This is a genomic window from Actinomycetota bacterium (assembly GCA_040881665.1).
GTDB lineage: Bacteria > Actinomycetota > UBA4738 > UBA4738 > HRBIN12 > JBBDWR01.
This window is the reverse complement of sequence record JBBECT010000004.1, coordinates 358,377-378,251: the sequence shown is the minus strand read 5'-3', so window position 1 is coordinate 378,251 and position 19,875 is coordinate 358,377. Positions and strand designations below refer to the sequence as shown.

The 19,875-nt window shown below is 70.3% G+C and carries 21 protein-coding genes; 12 read left to right on the top strand and 9 right to left on the bottom strand.

The annotated features are described in order from the left end of the window. Window positions 1-2: 2 nt before the first annotated feature. A complete protein-coding gene (locus tag WEF05_02805; GenBank protein MEX1100830.1) occupies window positions 3-431 on the bottom strand; it encodes a CoA-binding protein in 429 nt (142 codons plus the stop codon). 344 nt (window positions 432-775) lie between these two features. Between WEF05_02805 and WEF05_02800 the strand changes: the two genes are divergently transcribed. The 5 genes from WEF05_02800 to cobA are packed head-to-tail and all read left to right on the top strand — an operon-like array spanning window position 776 to window position 4,920. Then, window positions 776-2,485 carry a nitrite/sulfite reductase gene (locus WEF05_02800; GenBank protein MEX1100829.1) on the top strand — a complete coding sequence of 570 codons (1,710 nt, stop codon included), beginning with the start codon at window positions 776-778 and terminating at the stop codon, window positions 2,483-2,485. Continuing rightward, window positions 2,485-2,637, top strand: a complete 153-nt coding sequence (locus tag WEF05_02795; protein ID MEX1100828.1) for an Insertion element protein — start codon at window positions 2,485-2,487, stop codon at window positions 2,635-2,637. The genes WEF05_02800 and WEF05_02795 overlap by 1 nt, the downstream gene beginning before the upstream one ends. Then, window positions 2,634-3,515: a phosphoadenylyl-sulfate reductase gene (locus tag WEF05_02790; GenBank protein ID MEX1100827.1), complete on the top strand. Its 882-nt coding sequence runs from the start codon at window positions 2,634-2,636 to the stop codon at window positions 3,513-3,515. Before WEF05_02795 ends, WEF05_02790 begins: the two co-directional genes overlap by 4 nt. Window positions 3,516-3,517: 2 nt before the next feature. Beyond that, window positions 3,518-4,168, top strand: coding sequence for a bifunctional precorrin-2 dehydrogenase/sirohydrochlorin ferrochelatase (locus WEF05_02785; GenBank protein ID MEX1100826.1), 651 nt, complete (start codon window positions 3,518-3,520; stop codon window positions 4,166-4,168). After that, a complete protein-coding gene (cobA, locus tag WEF05_02780) occupies window positions 4,165-4,920 on the top strand; it encodes a uroporphyrinogen-III C-methyltransferase (protein ID MEX1100825.1) in 756 nt (251 codons plus the stop codon). Before WEF05_02785 ends, cobA begins: the two co-directional genes overlap by 4 nt. Here the strand turns inward: cobA and WEF05_02775 are convergent. Together WEF05_02775 and WEF05_02770 are read right to left on the bottom strand one after the other, a co-directional pair. Then, window positions 4,895-5,311, bottom strand: a complete 417-nt coding sequence (locus WEF05_02775; protein MEX1100824.1) for a hypothetical protein — start codon at window positions 5,309-5,311, stop codon at window positions 4,895-4,897. The genes cobA and WEF05_02775 overlap by 26 nt on opposite strands. 10 nt (window positions 5,312-5,321) lie before the next feature. Continuing rightward, entirely contained in the window at window positions 5,322-5,948 is a 627-nt protein-coding gene (locus WEF05_02770) for a GNAT family protein (protein ID MEX1100823.1), read from the bottom strand. A 46-nt stretch (window positions 5,949-5,994) separates the two neighbouring features. Between WEF05_02770 and WEF05_02765 the strand changes: the two genes are divergently transcribed. Beyond that, window positions 5,995-6,282 carry a cell division protein CrgA gene (locus tag WEF05_02765; GenBank protein ID MEX1100822.1) on the top strand — a complete coding sequence of 96 codons (288 nt, stop codon included), beginning with the start codon at window positions 5,995-5,997 and terminating at the stop codon, window positions 6,280-6,282. A 184-nt stretch (window positions 6,283-6,466) separates the two neighbouring features. Here the strand turns inward: WEF05_02765 and WEF05_02760 are convergent, their stop codons facing one another. Then, on the bottom strand, window positions 6,467-6,736 hold the full coding sequence (locus WEF05_02760; protein ID MEX1100821.1) for a hypothetical protein: 270 nt from the start codon (window positions 6,734-6,736) through the stop codon (window positions 6,467-6,469). A gap of 121 nt (window positions 6,737-6,857) precedes the next feature. Here WEF05_02760 and WEF05_02755 point away from each other — a divergent pair, with 121 nt between their 5' ends. Further along, window positions 6,858-8,093 (top strand): Glu/Leu/Phe/Val dehydrogenase, encoded by a 1,236-nt coding sequence (locus tag WEF05_02755; protein ID MEX1100820.1) that lies wholly within the window; start codon window positions 6,858-6,860, stop codon window positions 8,091-8,093. Window positions 8,094-8,129: 36 nt separating this feature from the next. Here the strand turns inward: WEF05_02755 and WEF05_02750 are convergent, their stop codons facing one another. Further along, complete coding sequence (locus tag WEF05_02750) at window positions 8,130-9,959, bottom strand: prolyl oligopeptidase family serine peptidase (protein ID MEX1100819.1); 1,830 nt, start codon at window positions 9,957-9,959, stop codon at window positions 8,130-8,132. A 54-nt stretch (window positions 9,960-10,013) separates the two neighbouring features. Between WEF05_02750 and WEF05_02745 the strand changes: the two genes are divergently transcribed. Continuing rightward, window positions 10,014-11,378, top strand: coding sequence for a nucleotide disphospho-sugar-binding domain-containing protein (locus tag WEF05_02745; GenBank protein ID MEX1100818.1), 1,365 nt, complete (start codon window positions 10,014-10,016; stop codon window positions 11,376-11,378). A 168-nt stretch (window positions 11,379-11,546) separates the two neighbouring features. On the opposite strand, the gene WEF05_02740 is transcribed toward WEF05_02745, so the two are convergent. Further along, window positions 11,547-12,230 carry a hypothetical protein gene (locus WEF05_02740; GenBank protein ID MEX1100817.1) on the bottom strand — a complete coding sequence of 228 codons (684 nt, stop codon included), beginning with the start codon at window positions 12,228-12,230 and terminating at the stop codon, window positions 11,547-11,549. 50 nt (window positions 12,231-12,280) lie between these two features. Beyond that, the gene (locus WEF05_02735; GenBank protein ID MEX1100816.1) at window positions 12,281-14,572 is read right to left on the bottom strand and encodes a xanthine dehydrogenase family protein molybdopterin-binding subunit; all 2,292 of its coding nucleotides are present in this window, start codon (window positions 14,570-14,572) and stop codon (window positions 12,281-12,283) included. A gap of 6 nt (window positions 14,573-14,578) precedes the next feature. Between WEF05_02735 and WEF05_02730 the strand changes: the two genes are divergently transcribed. The 4 genes from WEF05_02730 to WEF05_02715 are packed head-to-tail and all read left to right on the top strand — an operon-like array spanning window position 14,579 to window position 17,601. After that, complete coding sequence (locus WEF05_02730) at window positions 14,579-15,712, top strand: PQQ-dependent sugar dehydrogenase (GenBank protein ID MEX1100815.1); 1,134 nt, start codon at window positions 14,579-14,581, stop codon at window positions 15,710-15,712. Continuing rightward, window positions 15,709-16,803 (top strand): PQQ-dependent sugar dehydrogenase, encoded by a 1,095-nt coding sequence (locus WEF05_02725; GenBank protein ID MEX1100814.1) that lies wholly within the window; start codon window positions 15,709-15,711, stop codon window positions 16,801-16,803. Before WEF05_02730 ends, WEF05_02725 begins: the two co-directional genes overlap by 4 nt. A gap of 54 nt (window positions 16,804-16,857) precedes the next feature. Then, window positions 16,858-17,019: a hypothetical protein gene (locus WEF05_02720; protein ID MEX1100813.1), complete on the top strand. Its 162-nt coding sequence runs from the start codon at window positions 16,858-16,860 to the stop codon at window positions 17,017-17,019. 3 nt (window positions 17,020-17,022) lie between these two features. After that, entirely contained in the window at window positions 17,023-17,601 is a 579-nt protein-coding gene (locus WEF05_02715; protein ID MEX1100812.1) for a hypothetical protein, read from the top strand. Here WEF05_02715 and WEF05_02710 read toward each other — a convergent pair. Both WEF05_02710 and WEF05_02705 read right to left on the bottom strand, forming a co-directional pair. After that, the gene (locus WEF05_02710; GenBank protein ID MEX1100811.1) at window positions 17,598-18,284 is read right to left on the bottom strand and encodes a hypothetical protein; all 687 of its coding nucleotides are present in this window, start codon (window positions 18,282-18,284) and stop codon (window positions 17,598-17,600) included. The genes WEF05_02715 and WEF05_02710 overlap by 4 nt on opposite strands. Before the next feature lie 112 nt (window positions 18,285-18,396). Continuing rightward, window positions 18,397-19,860 (bottom strand): sulfatase, encoded by a 1,464-nt coding sequence (locus WEF05_02705; GenBank protein ID MEX1100810.1) that lies wholly within the window; start codon window positions 19,858-19,860, stop codon window positions 18,397-18,399. Window positions 19,861-19,875 lie beyond the last annotated feature (15 nt).

The window sequence follows — 19,875 nt, the reverse complement described above, 5'->3', positions numbered from 1 at the left end:
CGCTACGACTTGTCGATCCGGTACCGGGCGCGCTCGACCGCGACGCAGTGGTCTTCGACGTAGTCGATGCCGGCCTCCTCGGCGATGCGCCGAGACTCCTCGGACACGATGCCCTGCTGGAGCCAGATCGCGCCGGCGCCGATCTCGACGGCGGCTCGGGCGACCTCCGGCGTGTCCTCGGAGCGCCGGAACACGTCCACGACGTCCACCTTTTCCGGGACCTCGGCGAGCGAGGCGTACACCTTCTCGCCGAACAACTCCCCCTCGACCGTGGGGTTGACCGGGAGGATGCGAAACCCCGCCTGCTGCATCCGGGCCGGCACGGTGTGAGCGGGCTTGTTCGGATTCGCGGAGGCGCCGACCACGGCGATCGTGGTCGCGCGCTCGAGGATCTTCTTGGTCAGCTCCGGATCCGTCTCGACGGTCGCCATCACCGCGAGGGTCTCACCGACGGCGCGCAACGTCACGACCCGCCTTGACGGTTCTTGCAGGTCAGCAGTAGGGTTTGCATCTGCAAATCCGATCGGAAGGATAGGAATCGCGATGATCTGCACACGCACGGCAGGCCTGGTGGGCGCCATGATGCCCAGTCGCCTCTGTTGTGTGCTCGCGTCCGGCGTCCCGATGCGGGACGCTGGGGGGCACGTGCGGTAGCCACCTCGATCCGACCGGGAACCACGTGGGGCCGCGCGAGCGGCCCTTTCGCGTTCCCCGGACCACCCGCACCTGCCCGACCAGCCCGAACCGACGAGGACACCGAGGCGGAACGATCTCCATGGCCGACGACCAGCAGCCCAAGCGCACACCGAAGAAGCCGCGCCCCCGCGGGCAGGGGCAGTGGGCGCTCGGCTACCGCGAGCCGCTGAACCCGGCCGAGCAGATCAAGAAAGAGGACGATGGCCTCAACGTCCGCGATCGGATCGAACGGATCTACGCGCAGCAGGGATTCCGATCGATCACGAAGCAGGATCTGCGCAACCGGATGCGGTGGTGGGGCCTGTACACGCAGCGCCGCCAGGGGGTGCCGGGCGGCCGCACCGGGATGGCCGAGCCCGAGGAGCTCGAGGACGAGTTCTTCATGCTGCGGATCCGGATCTCCGGGGGCCTGCTGACCTCCGAGCAGCTGCGCGCGATCGGCGAGATCTCTACGCGGTTCGGCCGGGACGTCGCCGATGTCACCGACCGTCAGAACGTCCAGCTGCACTGGATCCGGATCGAAGACGTTCCCGCGATCTGGGAACGACTCGAGGGCGTCGGGCTCTCGACGCAGGAGGCGTGTGGTGACACGCCCCGCGTGATGCTCGGCTGCCCACTCGCCGGCGTCGATCGCACCGAGATCCTCGACGCGACGCCCGCGATCCTGCAGACCGAGGCGCGCTTCGTCGGGGACCCGGCGTTCAGCAACCTGCCTCGCAAGTACAAAACGTCGATCTCCGGGTGCCGCCAGCAGTGCGCGCAACACGAGGTCAACGACGTCTCGTTCGTCGGCGTCGAGCGGTCCGACGGCGCCACGGGGTTCGACCTGTGGGTGGGCGGGGGCCTGTCGACGAGCCCGCACATCGCTCAGCGGCTCGGTGCGTTCGTCGAGCCCGAGCGCGTTCCCGACGTGTGGGCGGGCGTGACGGGCGTGTTCCGCGACTACGGCTACCGGCGAACGCGCAACCGCGCGCGGATGAAGTTCCTCGTCGCCGACTGGGGGGCCGAGAAGTTCCGCGAGGTGCTCGAGAAGGAGTACCTCCAGGGCGCCCTGCCCGATGGGGACGCCCCTCCGACCTCACGTACCGCGCAGCGCGATCACGTCGGGGTGTTCGAGCAGCACGACGGCACGGTCTACGTCGGCTTCGCGCCGAAGGCCGGGCGGACCTTCGGCCACCAGCTCTCGCTCGTCGCCGACCTCGCCGCGGAGTACGGACAGGGCCGGGTGCGCACCACGACGCAGCAGAAGCTCGTGATCCTCGACGTGGACCCGGTTCGCGCCGACGAGCTCGTCGCCGAGCTCGACAAGGTCGACCTGCGCGCGCGGCCAAGCACGTTCCGCAAAGGGATGATGGCGTGCACCGGCATCGAGTTCTGCAAGCTCGCGATCACCGAGACGAAGGGGCGCGCGCAGCAGCTCTACACCGAGCTCGAGGAACGGATGCCCGACTTCGACGAGGAGATCCGGATCCACGTGAACGGCTGCCCGAACAGCTGCGCGCGGTTCCAGGTCGCCGACATCGGACTGATGGGTTGCCAGCTCCCTCGGCCGGACGGAACGCGCTCTGAGGGGTTCCTGGTCCACCTGGGCGGCGGACTCGGCGAGCGGCCGGGATTCGGACGCAAGATCAAGGGCGTACGGATCTACGCCGAGGACGCGACCGACTACGTCGAGTCGCTGCTGCGCCGCTACGGACACCGCCGCAACGGGCACGAGAGCTTCGCGGAGTTCGTCCGGTCGTTGTCGGAGGAAGAGCTCGCGCGCTTCGCCAAGCCGGGGGGACGCTGATGGCCTCGGGCACGCCGCGCGCCGTTCCTTTCTACTGTCCGTTCTGCGGGGAACAGGACCTCCGCCCGGTCGACGCCGGCGGGTGGCACTGCCTGATCTGCGACCGGAACTTCGACCTCAGCTTCACCGGACTCGGGGAGAACCCACAGTGAGCACGACCGACCCCCACGAACCGCTCCACGAACCCGCGCTGCCCGTCGTCGACGAAGAGGCGCGCGCGATCCACGACGCCGCCGACCGTTTCGAGCACGCCTCGGCCCAGGAACTGCTCGCGTGGGCCCTGGAACGCTTCCACCCCAAGATGGCGATCTCCGCCGCGGGGGGGGTCGACGGCATGGCGATCGTCGACATGGCCTGGAAGATCAACCCGGAGATCCGCGTGTTCACGCTCGACACCGGGCGGCTGCCGCCCGAGACGTACACGCTGTTCGAGGAGATCCGCGAGAAGTACGGGATCAAGGTCGAGTTCGAGTTCCCCGAGCGCGTCGCGGTCGAGATGATGGTGCTCGAGCGGGGACCGAACCTGATGTACCGCAGCGTGGAGAACCGCCTCCGGTGCTGCGAGATCCGCAAGGTGGAGCCGTTGAAGCGCAAGCTCGCGACGCTCGACGCGTGGGTGTCCGGGCTTCGGAGAGACCAGTGGAAGACACGCAAGTCGATCGCGAAGGTCGAGCTGGACCGCGATCACGGCGGAATCGTGAAGCTGAACCCGCTCGCGGATTGGAGCCAGGACGAGGTCTGGGACTACGTCCGCAAGAACGAGGTTCCCTACCACGAGCTGTTCGACCACGGATACAGCTCGATCGGCTGCATCCCGTGCACCCGCCCCGTGCAGCCGGGCGAGGACGAGCGCGCCGGCCGCTGGTGGTGGGAGCAGGACACCGACAAGGAGTGCGGGATCCACTGCTCGGTCGGGCTGCTGGGAACCAAGACCGACGGGGACCGCGCGCGGGACCGCGCCGCCCTGGGTTCGGCCACCGACGAGGGCGCGGCCGCCGCGGGACCCTCCGAGACGCCGGGGCGGGAGTAGCCGTGCCGTTCGGGTTCCCCGCGCTGCTGGAGCTCGCAGGACGCAGGGTCGTGGTGATCGGGGTCGACGCCGTCCGTGAACACCGGGTGCGCCAGCTGCTGGAGTCGGGCGCGACCGACATCACGCTGATCGTCGAGGGCGACGTCGACGTCGCCGAGACCCCCGACGACCGCGTTCGCGTGGAACGTCGGGCGTGGCGCCCGTCGGATCTGGACGGCGCGTTCCTGTGCCTGGCGGCGTCGCGCGACGCGGGCGAACGCGCCGAGCTGGGGACCGCCGCGCGCGAGCGGGGTGTGCTCGTGAACGTGACCGACGACATCCCGCAGTGCGACTTCGCGATGCCGGCGATCGTGCGCCGCGGGGAACTGGTGCTCGCGATCGGCACCGGCGGCGGGTCCCCGACGTTGGCGCGCAAGCTCCGCGAGGAGCTCGGCGATCGGTTCGGTCCGGAGTGGGAGGAGATCCTCCGCGTGCTTCGCGAAGTGCGCGAGGAGACGATCGATGCGCTTCCCGACCTCGCCGACCGTTCGCGCCGCTGGCGCCGAGCGCTCGATCTCGAGGAGGCCCAGAAGCTCGTGGCCGCCGGCCGCCCCGACGAACTGGCTGATCGGTTGCGGACGCGCCTGCTCGCGGATAGGGAGGAGTCCTTGTGAGCGGGCGCGTGATCCTCGTCGGCGCCGGTCCGGGCGATCCGGAGCTGATCACGGTCCGCGGCGCGAAGGCGCTCGCCGAGGCCGACGTCGTCGTCTACGACCGGCTGGCTGCCCCCGAGCTGCTGGAGCTCGCACCCGGCGCCGAGCGCGCCTACGTCGGCAAGGAGCCCGGCGTGTCGGCCATGAAGCAGGAACAGATCGGCGAGCTACTCGTTGCACGAGCGCTGGCGGGAGATGTCGTCGTGCGCCTGAAGGGCGGCGACCCCTTCGTGTTCGGTCGCGGCGGCGAGGAGATGCTCGCCTGCGTGGAGGCCGGCGTTCCGTGCGAGGTCGTTCCCGGCGTGACGAGCGCCGTGGCCGCCCCCGCCCTCGCCGGGATCCCCGTCACCCATCGAGGAGTGGCGCAGAGCTTCGCGGTCGTGACCGCGAGCACCGCCCACGGCGACGAGGTCGACCTCGCCCGCGTCGCGACGGCCGTCGACACCCTCGTGGTCCTGATGGCCGCGTCGAAGCTCGAGGCGGTCTGCGCGGAGCTGATCGCGGCCGGCCGCGACGGAGCCGAATCTGCCGCGATCGTCCAGTGGGCGGGAACGCCGGAGCAGCGGTCCGTCGTCGGGACCCTCCGGGAGCTTCCGACGCTCGCTGCCGCCGTTTCGATCGGCCCTCCCGCGACGCTCGTGGTCGGAGCCGTGGTCGGCGTGGCGAAAGCGGCTCGGGAAGCCTCCCTCAAGGAAAGGCTTCAGCAGTCCTGAGGTGGACGCACGCGGTCGCCTCGGTGACCACGTCCGCGTCGTCGAAGGCGTCCGAGGCGACCGGCTCGCCCTTGGTTCCCGCGGCGAGGTCGTTCGCCGGCAGCAGCGTTCCCTCGAACGGCACGGCACCGGGGTCCGCGTCGGTCGCGTAGACGGCGACCTCCGGATGGACCGAGACGAGATCGGCGGGGATGCCGACGAACCACGCGCCCTCGTCGCCGGCGACCGCCGCGTACTCGGAGAACTCCGCCGGGAACCCCGCGGCCTCGATGACGGCGGCGGAGGCGTCGGCGCACGACGCAGGTTCCTCGCCGGAGCAGCCGGTCACCGTGAATGCCGCCGCGAGCGCCGCGGCCAGGCCGAGCCCGATGCCGGGCGGAGGCCACCTCACGCGGGCCGCCTCACTGGGGCCGCCTCCACGGGCGTCGTCTCTCGGTTCCCGGACCTCGGCCCTGCTCGGCATCCCACTCGTGGTCGAGGACCGAGTAGATCACCGCGTCGCGGAATCCCCCCATCGCGAAGGTCCGCGCGCGCAACACGGCCTCCTGCACGAAGCCGAGGCGCTGGGGGATCGCGCGGCTTCTCCTGTTCCCCTCCGCCGCGAGTATCTCGACCCGATGCATCCCGAGCTCGCCGAAACAATGGGTCGTGAGCGCGGCGACCGAACGGGTCATCACCCCCGCACCGGCGTACGCCTGCGCGATCCAGTACCCGATCTCGCAGCATCGATCGATGGGCTCGATGCGCGGCAACCCGACGCCACCCGCGATCTCGCCGTCCACCCAGATCACCAGGGTCAAGCTGCGACCCTCGGCCGCCTCCTGCAGGGACCGGCGGAGGAATCCGCGTTCAACCTCGACGTCGGGAACGAGATCCACCCACGGCAGCCAGCGCGCGAGCCGGCGTCGCTCCGCGTCGACGATCGCGAAGATCGCCTCGGCGTCGACCTCGGCCGGCATGCGCAGCTCGATGTCCTCGTCGACACGCACGAGGGTGGCGCCGGGATCGAGAGGGGCTGCGGACGGCATGGGCTCGCCATGATGGCACGCGACCACGCGGTACCATCCCGGGGTCATGCCGAAGTCGAAGACGCACGTCACCCGGCGCAAGCAGAAGGCGGCGCGACCACGCAGCGCCTCCCAGCGTTACCAGCTCGAGCCCAACCGCAAACAGCCGCGCAGGGAGAGCCCGCGCTGGTACGGGCCCACGCTGCTGGTGCTGATGGGCCTGGGCGTCGTGACGATCGTCCTCAACTACATGGAGGTGCTGCCCGGCACCGACCAGGGGGCGCGCAACCTCTACCTGTGGAGCGGACTCGGCCTGATCGCGGTCGGCTTCATCGGCACCACCCGCTGGCGCTGATCCGCCCCCGGTTCCCCGTGCCCACGAATCACACCCGTGTGGTTTTCCACGGCGTTCTCCCCACTTGGGGAAATCACATCGGTGTGACTCTCGGGGGACACCCGGGTTCCGTCCGTTCATCCGATGTGGGAAACAGGCCCGATCGTCCGGGATCAGCTGTGGAAAACCTGTGGGGAACCGGCCCTCAGGCGGGGGTCGAGCCGCGGGGACGCCGTTCCACCTGCATCTTCTCGCCGCAGTGACGCGGAACCTGCAGCTCGCCGATCCGGGTCACCCGGAACTCGGTTCCGCACTCGGAGCAGACGAGGAATACGTCGAGCTCCTCCACGTCCTCCGCGTCGTCGCGGTCCGGCGGAGGGGGAGCCAGCGAGATGCCGCGGATCACGCCGATCCCGATCCGCCAGATCAGGGCGGCGATCACGATCGCGATCGGAACGGTGATCCACCAGGGCATGCGCCCAGCTTAGCGAGGCCGCCTCGGGACACGCGCCGGCGAGCAACTGGCCGTGGGAGCCTCTGGCGTGCAAGGATGTGCGCCGCACACCCTCCACAGGCGGAACGGGAGGTGGGAGCCGATGGAGCTCTTCGAGGCGGTGCGAGGATTCTTCTCCGAGGCGGCGGATCGGCTCGGGTTGGACGATGCGACCCGGACGGTGCTCTCGAGTCCCCGGCGTGAGGTCGCGGTCCAGGTCAAGGTGCCCCGCGACGACGGCTCACTCGACGTGTTCGCGGGGTGGCGCGTGCAGTACAACGGCGCTCGCGGCCCGTTCAAGGGTGGACTGCGCTTCCATCCCGACGCGTCGCTGGACGAGTTCCGGTGCTTCTCGGCGCTGATGACGTGGAAGACCGCGCTCGTCGACATCCCCTACGGGGGCAGCAAGGGCGGGATCCGGGTCGATCCGAAGCAGCTGAGCGAGGGCGAGCTCGAGCGGATGTGTCGCTCGTTCGTCCGCGGCATCGCGCCGGTGATCGGACCCGAGCAGGACATCCCCGCCCCCGACGTGAACACGGGCCCACGCGAGATGGCCTGGATGACCGACCAGTACTCCCGGCTCGTCGGCCGCGACTCGCCCGGCGCGTTCACCGGCAAACCGGTGGAGTACAACGGTTCGCTCGGGCGCGACGCGGCGACCGGACGGGGCGCGGTGTTCTGCTTGGATCGCCTGGCGCACGCGCACGGCTGGGCGCGCGGCGAGATCCGCATCGCCGTCGAGGGCTACGGGAACGCCGGCTCGTGGTTCGCGATCCTCGCCCACGCGCTCGGGTACCGGATCGTCGGTGTGTCGGACTCGCGAGGAGCGGTCGTGAACGAGCAGGGGCTCGATCCCCGCGCGGTGCTCGACCACAAGCGCGAGACCGGGAGCGTCGTCGGCTTCGCGAACGCCGAGACGATCGACGGCGAAGACATCGTCGGCGTGGACTGCGAGGTCCTGGTCCCCGCCGCGCTCGAGGAGTCGATCCGCGAGGACAACTCCGACCAGGTCCGAGCCTCCACGGTGCTCGAGGTGGCGAACTACCCGATCACCCCAAAGGCCGACGCGGTGCTCGCCGAGCGGGGCGTGGTCGTCGTTCCCGACATCCTCGGCAGCGCGGGCGGCGTCGCCGTCAGCTACCTCGAGTGGGTGCAGAACATCCAGCGGGAGCGGTGGACCGAGGACCGGGTGAACGACCGGCTCCGCGAGCTGATGGAAACGGCGACCGACGAGGTGCTGGCACGCGCCGAGGCCGGCCGCGTTACCCATCGCGAGGCCTCCTACGAGATCGCCGTCGAGCGGGTGGGCCAGGCCGAGCAGCGCCGCGGCCGGCACTGAGTCGACCGGCCGGGGATCACGCCGGTCGGAACCCGATCAGGACGGCGTCACGCCGGGGACGTGTTTCGCGGCGAACTCGAGCCGGATCCGTTGCTGGTGCACGCGTTCGTCGACGACGAAGGAGCTGTGCCCCGTGTCGTACCGGTAGACCTCGAGTTCCTTGCCCCGTTCGCGCATCGCCGCGACGTAGTTGTCCACCTGACGGATCGGGCACCGGCTGTCGTTCTCGCCCGCGAGGATCAACAGCGGCGTCTCCACCCGGTCGACGAAAGTGATCGGCGAGCGTTCTTCGTACATCTCCCGCTTCTCGTCGGGTCCGGCACCGAACAGCCCGCGGTCCATCGCCTGCAACGACGGTGCCTCGTCCTCGAACGCGGCGACGTAGTCGGCCACCGGCACGCCCGCCGCGGCAGCGGCCCAGCGATCGGGGTGCATCCCGATCCCGAGCAGCGTGAGGTAGCCACCCCAGCTGTCACCGGCGATCACCGCGCGCGCCGGATCGGCGATGCCCGACGCGATCAGGTCGTCGAGCCCGGCCATCACGTCCTCGAGCTCGGTGAACCCGGGGTTGCCGTTGATCTCGTCGCGCCAGGCCGCCCCGTACCCCGTCGAGCCACGGTAGTTCACGAGGGCGACCGCGAAGCCGGCGTCGACCCACGACTGGACCGTGGGTGAGAACTCGTCGTACCACTGCCACGTCGGCCCGCCGTGGATGTCGATCACCAGCGGGAACGGCCCCTCGCCGTCGGGCCGGACCACGAACCCGTGGACCCGCTGCCCGTTCGGGTTGGTGAACTCCCAGGACTCATACGGTCGTCCCCCGGGCGAGGCTTCCCCGTCGAGCTCGAGCAGCGAGGTGCCGCGCGCACCGATCACCCGCGAGGGCGTTCCGCCTGCTGAGCAGCGGATCCACACCTCGCCGTCGGGACGAACCCGGGCGACGGAGACCACGCCCTCGTCGTGCTCGACCGGCGTGGCGGCACCCGTCGACGCGTCGATGCGCAGCAGGCTGTCGCGACCGTCGAGGGAGGCCGAGACGAGGATCGCCGAGCCGTCCGGGTACCAGTCCCAGATCTCCTCGATCGCGCCGGGGTGGTCGACCTCCAGATCGCTGCGTTCCCCGGTGACGGGGTTCCAGATCGTGGGGCGCTGGAGGTCGGCACGCTCGTGCACCACGGCGAGTCGCTGGTCGCCCGGCACCGGGCTCCACGCGGCGGCGGACAGCCCCTTGCCGTCGCCGTCCCAGAGGTCGCCGACGGTCTCGCCGGTGCGGACGTCGAGCACGCGCAGCGCGGGGTGCAGCGGATCGCCGTGCTCGGAGTGCGCGAACGCGAGCAGCGAGCCGTCGGCCGACAGGCCGCCGGTGTTGAAGCCGGTGTGTTCCCCGCCGCCGAGGCCGAGGACCTCGTCGTGCCGGTAGACCTCCCGGGCGCGCTCGCCGTCGACGGAGACGTAGATCGCGAACCCCTCGCGTTCCCCGAGGGCGACCGCGACGACGCCCTCGCGGACGGCGTGTCCGGCGGGCCACCCGTCGGGGATCCCTTCGACGAGCGGTTCGGTCCCTCCGCCTTCGAAGGGAGCGACGAGGTAGCGGCCGAACTCGTCGCCCGTATCGTCGTGGAACCAGACGATCCCCGAACCGTCCGGCGTCGGGAACCCGTCGTGCAGACCGACCGGATCGTCGGTCACCTTGTTGCGTTCCCCGGTGCTCCGGTCCCACGCCCAGAGCTGCCACGACCCACCCTGGTTCGAGGCGTAGACGAGCCGTTCAGGCGCGTCGGGGGACCAGGTCGGCAACCACACCGTGGGTGCTCGGAACCGGCGTTCCCAGATCGGGGTATCGGTCGGACGGGTCTCCACGCTCATGGCGAGCGAGGGTAGCATCCGGGCACCGCAACGAGCGGTTCGGCAACGGAGGTGATGGTGGTGATGGCGGCGGCGTCGGTGGTGGACGCAGGCGCGAAGACGATCGTGTTCTTTCCCGAAGGCGCGTTCGGGCCGACGAACAACTGCGTCGGGATCGGCAACGTCCTGCGGTCGCGCGGGCACCGCGTCGTGTTCATCATCGAGGAGTCGTTCGAAGGAACGCTCGCCGCGAAGGGCTTCGAGGAACGCCTGATGCGCCTCGCGCCTCCGCCGGAGGAGGAGGAGGTTCCGGGGCAATTCTGGAAGGACTTCATCCGCGACACCGCGCCCGAGTTCCGCAAGCCGACGATCGAGCAGATCTCCTCGTTCCTCGCTCCGACCTGGCAGGCCCTGATCGACGGCGCGACCTACGTCGACGACCGGCTGCGCGAGATCTACGAGGAGGTGCAGCCCGACGCCGTGGTGGAGGACAACGTGGTGTCGTTCCCGACGCTGCCCGCGATGGCTTCGCGCGTGCCGTGGGTCCGGATCGCCTCGTGCAACCCGGCGGAACTGAAGGATCCGGCGATCCCGCCCGTGTTCTCCGGCTACGCCGCCAACGGCGACACGAGCGGGTGGGCGGAGTTCTGGGAGGAGTACGACCGGGTGTTGTCGCCGATGGCGGCGGCGTTCTCGGAGTTCTGCGTGGAACGAGGTGCGCCGCCGCTGGGGGCGCGAGAATTCATCCACGGGTCGCCGTTCCTGAACCTGTACGTGTACCCGGAGGAGGCCGACTACGCGCGCCGTGATCCCCTCGCCGCGACCTGGCATCGGCTGGACTCGAGCGTGCGGACGACGGACGAGCCGTGGGAGGTTCCGGCGTCGCTGGGCGGGTCCGGCGGGTCCGGGGACGGCAAGCTGATCTACCTCTCGCTGGGCTCGCTCGCCTCGGCGGACGTGTCGTTGATGGAGCGGTTGGTCGAGGTGCTGGCGACCTCTCCGCACCGGTTCGTCGTGAGCAAGGGGCCGCAGGCGGACCTGTACGAGGTCGCCGACAACATGCACGGAGCGGAATTCCTGCCGCAGACCTCGATCCTGCCGCACGTCGACCTCGTGATCACGCACGGGGGGAACAACACGGTGACCGAGGCGTTCCATTTCGGCAAGCCGATGATCGTGCTGCCGGTGTTCTGGGACCAGTACGACAACGCGCAACGGGTGGATGAGCTGGGCTACGGCGTCCGGTTGCCGACCTATGAGTTCGAGGCGCCGGCAATGCTGGCGGCGATCGAAGAGCTGCTGTCCGGCGTGGAACGTCGCGCTGCGTTGGCGACGATCTCTTCGCGACTGCAGGCGTCGCCGGGAACGGCGCGGGCGGCCGACCTGATCGAGCAGGTGGCGCGGACGGGCGAACCGGTGAGGAACGCGTCAGCCTCCTGACGACCTGGAGGCGGGTGTGGTCGGGCCAGCACGACAACCGGCTAACGATATCGGGGCGATGGGGTTCGGGCGAAGACGTCAACCAGCTGACGATATCGGGGCGATGGGGTTCGGGCGAAGACGTAAACCGGCTGACGGAGCAATGAACTGACGCGAACTCTCGTGGAACTACCCTTCTGTTTCGTCAGGAGGCTGACCTACGCCGGATGGAGCGCCGCCCCCGGAGCCCGGGTTGCCGCCCTTGCCTGAGGTGCCGCCACCGACGCCGTGATCGCCCCCGGCGCCGTGATCGCTGCTGGAACCGCCGCCGTTGCCGCCCGCGTTGCCGCCCGCGTTGCCACCGTCGCCAAAGCCGCTGCCACCCGCGTTGCTGCCGTCTCCACCACCGTTGCCACCGCCGTTGCCGGAGTTGCCACCGCCCGCGCCGTGACCCTTCCCGCCGGCATTCGTTTCGCCGGGGTCATCATCGTTCCCATTGCCCGGGCCCGGTTCGTCGCCGTCGACGTCCGGCGGATCCGGACCGTCATCGGGACCCCCGGTGTGGGGAGATCCACCGGCGGCGTCGGCGGAACCCGCTCCACCGTCACCGCCTGCGCCGCCGCCCGGGCGGGACGCGTCGCCGGAACCATCCGCGTCTCCCGCCGGCGCCCCGTCACCGGAGCCGTCGTCGCGCTTGCCGTGATCCCCGGTGGCTGTGTCTTCGGGCGCGATGTTCAGCATCTCTTTCGCGTGGTCGACCAACCGGCCGAGATCTCCCGGACTCGCTGCGGCCAGGCTCGCGCCCAGCAGGACGAGGATCGCCACCGCCGCCGACAGCGTCGAAGAGCCCTTGCCGGGCCCGTGCTTGAACATCGCTGATTAGGCTTCGGCACGCCGGATCCAACCCGTTAGCCGCGAACGGACTATTGACCCGTTCCGTCGGTGCCTGCTGCGGCGCGGAGCGCCCGCCAGATCCGCTCCGGACTCAGCGGCAGATCGAGGTGACGCACCCCCAGGTCGGACAACGCGTCGATCACCGCGTTCTGCACCGCCGGGGTGGATCCGATCGTAGCCGCCTCGCCGATGCCCTTCACACCCAGGGGGTTGTGCGGGGTGGGGGTCTGGGTGCTCGCGTTCTCGAACGCGGGGAGCTCCGCGGCGCTCGGCATCGCGTACGTCGACAGCGTCGAGGTCAGGGGGTTCCCCTGCTCGTCGTAGACGACCTCCTCGTACAGCGCCTGCGCGATCCCCTGGGCGAGTCCGCCGTGGACCTGGCCCTGCACGAGCATCGGGTTGAGGATCCGCCCGCAGTCGTCGACCGACACGTGGCGCACGAGCCGGGCGTCACCCGTTCCGGTGTCGACCTCGACCACGGCGATATGCGCTCCGAACGGGTAGGTCGACTCGCGTTGCGCGAACCGCCCCTCCGAGGACAGCGCTCCGCCCGCCGCGCGGGCGAGCTGCGCGACCTGCGACCAGCTGCGGTGTCGATCGGGAGCGCCGACGACACCGAACACCCCGTCGGCGAGCGCCACGTCGTCGATCGCAACCTCGAGATCCTCCGCCGCGAGGCGGGTCGCCTCGTCGATCACCGCCAGGCTCTGCTCCCACAACGCGGATCCGCCGAGCTGCAGGGAACGCGAGGCGTACGTGCCGTTCCCCATCTTCACCTTGGCGGTATCCGAGTGCACGACGGTCACCGAGTCGAACCCGACCCCGAGCGCCCCGGACACGAGCTGTGCGAACGCGGTCTCGTGCCCCTGACCATGGGAGGACGAGCCCGTCAAAGCCGTGACCGTCCCGTCGTCGTGGACCTCGACGCTCCCCCACTCTTTGCCGGCGAAGGCGGTGGTCTCCACGTACGTGCTGATCCCGATCCCGAGCCGGATCGGACCGCCCGCCGACCGACGCCTCGCCTGCTCGGCACGAAGGTCCTCGTAGCCGGCGAGTCCGAGGACGGTGTCGAGGGCCCGCGCGTACTCGCCGCTGTCGTAGACGGGACCGAGTCCCGTGTCGTAGGGGAACGCATCCGGCTCGATCAGGTTGCGGCGCCGCAACGCCACCGGATCCATGTCGAGCTCGGCCGCGAGGAGGTCGATCGCGCGCTCGATCAGCGCGGTCGCCTCGGGCCGGCCGGCTCCCCGGTAGGCCTGGACGGGCGACGCGTTCGTCACGATGCTCTCGCCGCGGACGTCGATGCTCGGGATGCGGTAGACGCCGCCGGCCATCTCCGCGGTCGTGACCGCGAGGTAGGCGCCGATCGGGTAGGCGCCGAGATCCTGGGTCAGGTGCACCTGCAGACCAGTGATCGTTCCGTCCCGCGTGGCGCCGATCGCGACGCGCTGTCGTTGCGCCCGGCCGTGGGTGAGGGCGGTCATGCTCTCGGAACGCGACTGCGCCCACCGAACCGGGACCCCGAGATCGAGCGCGGCCTTCGCGAGGACGACGAACTCCGGATAGACGACGAGCTTCGCACCGAACCCGCCACCGACGTCCGGCGCGATCGCACGTACCTGCTCCCGCCGGAGCCCTAGCGCCTCCGCGATGTCGTCGCGCACGTCGAACGGGATCTGCGTGGACGCCCAGACCGTGAGGCCTCCCCCTTCCTCCGGCCGGGCGGCGAACGCGTTCGGCTCCATCGGGACCGGGGCGAGACGCTGGTTCACGAACGTTCCGCGGACGACGACCTCGGCGTCGGCGAGCACGTCGTCACCCCGCGACTCGGGACGCTCCTCGTCGAGCACATCGCACACATTGCTGCCGTGCGCGGGGAACAACAGCTCTCCGTCGTCGGCGAGCGCCGCGTCGAACCCCACGACAGCGGGGAGCGGATCGTAGTCGACGGCCACGAGCTCGGCGGCGTCCACCGCTTGCTCGAGCGTCCGGGCCAGCACCACGGCCACCGCCTCGCCGACGTAGCGCACCCGCTCGGAGGCGAGCAACGGCATCGCGAACAGCTCGGGGACGTTGCCCGACGGCGGGATCTGCGGGAGTCCCTCAACGTCGGCCGCGGACCAGACGGCCTCAACGCCGGGCATCCGGGCCGCGGCGGCGGCGTCCACACCGTTCAGCCCCGCATGGCCCATCATGGAACGGACGAACACGGCGTGCAGCGCCCCCTCCAGCGGGAGGTTCGCCAGGTAGCGGCCCTCGCCTCGCAGGAACCGGGGGTCTTCAGACCGGAGCACGGGAATGCCGAAGGAAGAAGGGATCACCCGCCCATGCTAGCGACGAGTCGCCCACGTTCCGGTGCCCGCGGGATCGCGAGGGTCCTCGCGGTCGCGATCGGCGCCTGTCTCGCCCTCGGGGTCCTCCCGGAGCTCGCGAGCGCGAAGATCGTGGCGGTTCCCGTCCGGGAGGGACTCGAGGTCCCCGTCGGATTCACCTTCGCTCCCGACGGCCGCATCTTCTACACCGAGAAGGAGGCCGACGCCGGCAACGGCCAGGTGCGGATCATCGACCGGGCCGCAAACACCAACACGCTGTTCTACGAGTTCACCGACGTGAGCTCTGCCGGCGAACGCGGCGTGCTCGGCGTCGCGCTGCACCCTGACTACCCCGCGACGCCGGAGGTCTTCGTCTACGTCACGCGCCGCCCCGCCCCGGCCGATCCGCTCGAGAACGAGATCGTGAGGTTGATCGACGACGACGGCAGCGGCACCTCACCCGAGATCATCTGGAGCGCCCCGGTCGCCGAGCCGCGCACGAACCACAATGGTGGGCGGATCCTGTTCGGTCCCGACGAGATGCTGTACGCGGTGGTCGGCGACGGCGGACTCGAGCCGGGGAACGCGCAGGACCTCGACGACGATCGCGGGAAGGTGCTCCGGATGGACACGGACGGGAACGCCCCGGTCGACAACCCGTTCGCGGGCAGCGTCGTGTGGGCCTACGGGATCCGCAACTCGTTCGGGATGGCCTTCGATCCGCACACGGGGTTCCTCTGGGAGACCGAGAACGGACCGGCCTGCAACGACGAGCTGAACAGGATCCGCGAGGGGCAGAACTACGGCTGGGGTGCCAGTCAGACCTGCAGCGGGCAGGACCCGTTCAACACGAACCAGGACGGCCCGAACGTCGTGCTGCCGCAGCGCTGGTGGACCCCGACGATCGCCCCCGTCGGGGCAGTGTTCTGCCGGGGATGCCGTCTCGGGCCGAAGAGCCGCGGCCGGATGTTCTGGGGAAGCCGTCAGCAGGGACTGATCCGGCGCACGACGCTGAACGAGCCGCGCACGCGGATCAAGAGGATCGAGAAGCTCCTGTCCGGGAACAACGTCGTCGCGCTGGAGGCGGGACCCTCGGGGCGGCTGTTCTTCTCGACCTTCGACGGGATCTACCGGCTCGACCGCCGATGACCCCTACGCGTCGCATGTTCGCCGCGGGGATCGCGCTCGTCGTCGTGCTGTCCTTCACCGGGTCGCTGCTCGCGGCGCACCCGGCGGCCGCCCGCGTCCGCTCCGTGCGGGCGGTCGGGAGCCTGCGGTTCCCCACCGACTTCGCGTTCGCTCCGAACAACCGCGTCTTCGCGATCGAGAAGAACTCCGGACGCATCCTGGTGATCAACCGGGCCGGCGGAGGGCGCCACACGTTCTTCAAGGTGCGCGGGGTCAACAGCTCCGGGGAGCGTGGGATGCTGTCGATCGCGCTGCACCCCGACTACCCGGCGACGCCGCTGGTCTACGTGTACGTGACGCGCCGCGGGGGCGGCGGTGTCCAGAACCAGATCATCCGGCTGCGCAACGTGGACGGGAAGGGCCGGGATCTCACCAAGATCTGGGCACGGCGCAGCCCCAGCTCGATCCACAACGGCGGGCCGATCGCCTTCGGTCCCGACGGGATGCTCTACGCGGTCGTCGGCGACGGGGGTAGTCCGGCCCGTTCCCAGCAGCTCGGCGACGAGCGCGGCAAGGTGCTCCGCATGACACCGACCGGCGCGATCCCCGGCGACAACCCCCTCGGGAACCGTCGCGTGTTCGCCTTCGGGATCCGCAACTCGTTCGGGCTCGCGTTCGACCCCTACGGCGGCGACCTATGGGAAACGGAGAACGGCCCGGAGTGCAACGACGAGCTCAACCGGATCGCGCCCGGTCGCAACTACGGATGGGGGCCGAACGAGAGCTGTTCGGGCAACGCGCCCCGGAACACCAACCGCGACGGGCCGAACCCCGTGCTCCCCGAACGCTGGTACAACCCGACGATCGCTCCGACCGGCATCGCGTTCTGTGACGGGTGCGACCTCGGGGTGGCCGCGCGTCGGGCCGCCTTCTTCGGTGCGATCAACACCGGCCAGCTCCGGCGCGTCTCGCTGACCGCCGACCGGCGGAACGTGAAGGGACAACGGGTCGTGTTCCGCCACGACGGCGGGATCCTCTCGGTGGAACCCCACCCGAACGGCGCCCTCTACTTCAGCGACACGAAGGCGATCTTCAAGCTCGTCCGTCGTTGACCAGGCAGGACGGCTCGCGTTGAGCGGATCGGAGAACGGGCGTACGCTGGCCCCATGAACATCGGTCGCCCCAAGCGCGTGATCGAGATCGATCCCGGAACCCTCCCCGTGCCCGAGACGCTTCCCGACCCCGTCGCGCCGTCGGAGCCCCGCCCGGTTGAGCCGGTTCCCGCCGATCCCGTTCCCGCCGAGCCCCCGCCCGCGCCATCGAGGTAGGCCATGCAGGTCGATCTCGCGCGCGCGGCTCCGGCGCTCGCGACGACGGAACCGATCGTCGCGTGGCGTTCGTGGGCGCTCACCGGCCGCCCCGACGCTAGCCGCCTCCGGCTGCGCCCGGTCGCGGGTCCGCGTCTGCCCTGGCCGTACCGCGAGCCGGCGAGGGCGCACTGCAAGAAGGGTCGTCTGCACGCCGCACCCGCCCTCGGGTGCACCTGCGGTCTCCACGCAACCCACACGACGGAGCTGCTGCGCCGGACGAAGACCCCCGCCGTGCTCGGGCGGATCGCGCTGTGGGGCACGATCGTGGAGCACGAGCACGGGTACCGCGCGGAGTTCGCCTACCCGCAGCGCCTCCGTCTGGTCTGTCTGCTCTGTTTCTGGCTGCGCGGCACCTTCGGTGAGGATCCGGACGTCGTCGCGATCGTCGGTCGCCGGCGGATGCTTCCGCTGTGCGAGCCGCACCTGGGAACGGCGGTGCGCTACGGCATGCAACCGCGCGTGACGGTCGACGCGGGGACGATCGAACGTGCGCTGCTCGACGCGTACGCGGTCGACCTCTTGCGCGAACCTGTGGCCTAGGGATAGTCGCGGCGGAACCGGACCGCGACGACCAGCATCGCGAGCGCGGCGAGCAGCACGATCCCGAACACGATCCGCAGCGTCTGCCAAGGCTCGGCAGCGGGCTCGTCGATCGAGGACAGGAACGTGTCGATCTGGGCGGCGCCGAGCACCGCCTCGCGGTTCGGAACGCGTATCGGCGTGACCGTCTTCAACATCTCGGTCCGGACGGGCCGGGCGCGGACGCCCGGAGCCACCCGCTCGACCGCGTCGACGCTGGTCGTCCGACCCTCGATCGCGTCCAGGATCAGCCCGGCCTCCTCGCCTGTCGCGTCAACGAGCCGCTCGCGCTCCTGTGTCGAGAAGATCAGGTCGCCGTCGGGCTGCCAGATCCGGACGCGTCCGATCGCCGGATCTGCGAGGAACTTCGCGCGCACGAGGATCAGGACTTCCCGGAGCCGCGGCCCGAGGATCGGCTTTTCGAGGTCCCTCGCGGTGAGCGACTGGGACAGTGCCGTGCGCACCTTCCCGGCCGCCCGACGTTCGGCGAACGCGCGCTCGTTCCCCCGTTCCCGAGCCTGCACCGAGGTGCTCAACAGCAGAACGGCGGCGGCGAACAGAGCGATGCCGGTCCAGACGATCCGTCCGGTTCGGCCGGCGCCGACCCTGCCTGCAAGCTCGCGTACACGCTCCCTGCGATCCATCGCCGATGCCGTCTCCGCGGTTCGCTCTCCGGCGACACCCGCGATGCCGCCTCCTCTCCGTTCGTTTCGGCTTCCGGGGAGAGTGGCTGAACCCTCGCAGCGGGCGCTCGAGCTACCCGCGCAGGCTGTGCTCGCAGGCACTCCGGGTGCCACGCACCAACGATCGCACGAGGGGCCGGTGCGCCTGATCGGCGGTCAGGTTCCGCAGCTGGTAGGGGTCACGACGCAGGTCGAAGAGCTCGGTCGCGCCGTTGCGGTAACGGATATAGGAGTGTCGGCGTGTCCGGATCGCGCAATAGGGAGGAACGTCGAAGCTGCTATGCGGGATCTGCTCGACGACGACCCGGCTCCTGACGCCCGGGCCCTCGGAGTTCTGCAGTAGCGGGAGCAGGCTCTTCCCGTCCGGGGCAGGGAGCGCCACACCCGCGGCCGCGGCGGCGGTCGGCGCCAGGTCGATGTTCATCGCGAACCGGTCGTCGAGCGCTCCCGCGGTGGCGGCCGGGTCGTAGCGCACAACGAGTGGGACGCGGATGCTCTCCTCGTAGGCGACCGACTTGCCCTCGCGCCGGTGCTCACCCCAGAGATAGCCGTTGTCGGAGGTGAACACCAGGAGCGTCTCGGACAGTCGTCCCGTGTCGTGAAGTGCCGTCACGATCGTGCCGACGGCCTCGTCGAGCGCGAGGAGCGTCTCGAGCATGTCGCGCCGGAGCTCGTCGAGCTTCGCACGGTCGCGCCACGCGAGTGGCGGCAGAGCCTCGGCCCAGGGAGGAGAGCCTGTCCCGATCCGATCGAAGCTCGACGGACGATATTTCGCGATCCCGTCGAACGCTCCGTCATGGCGAGGGGCGGGCGTCGCCGGAAGATGCGGCGCCGACGGGGAGAAGAACAGGAACAGCGGCTGGTAGGAAGGCGTCGAGCGGATGAACCCGTCCGCCATCCCCGCAAGCACGTCGGTCGAGTAGTCCTGGGAGGCGCTGCCGAACGCGGTCGGCACGCCGTCGACGTTCAGCGTGTAGTCGAAGTACGCGGCGCGATCGCGGGCGGCCCAGGCGCTCCAGCCGGGTGGAACGTAGGTGCCGTCGGGAGCGTAGCCCTGCAGGTATTTCCCGAACAGCCCCGTGCGGTACCCCGCGCCCTGCAGCTCGGTCGCGATCGTGGTCGAGTCGTCGAACGACTCGAACCCGCCGCCCGGCGGGGCGTTCCGCCAGACGCCGGACGTTGCCGAGGTCTGCCCCGTGAGGATGCTCACTCGGCTCGGACAGCACAGCGGGTTCGACACGAAGGCGTTCTCGAAGGTGACGCCCGGCGTGGCGATCTGCGACAGGACGTTGGGCATCGCGTCGAGGGTGTCCCACCGTTGATCGTCCGAGACGATGAACACGACGTTCGGATCCGACGGCGCCGGGGGCGCCTGGGGCTGCGGCGACGGCTCGGAGACGGCCGGTTGCGCGGCGCCGGAGGATGCGCCCGCCGACGACGCGGCAGACGAGGCTGCGGGCGCCAGTCCGAGGAGGGCGACGGCGAGCAGCGCGAGCGGACCAGCATGGAGGAACCTCGAGTTCGGCCACCCACGCATGATCGAGCCCGGTCC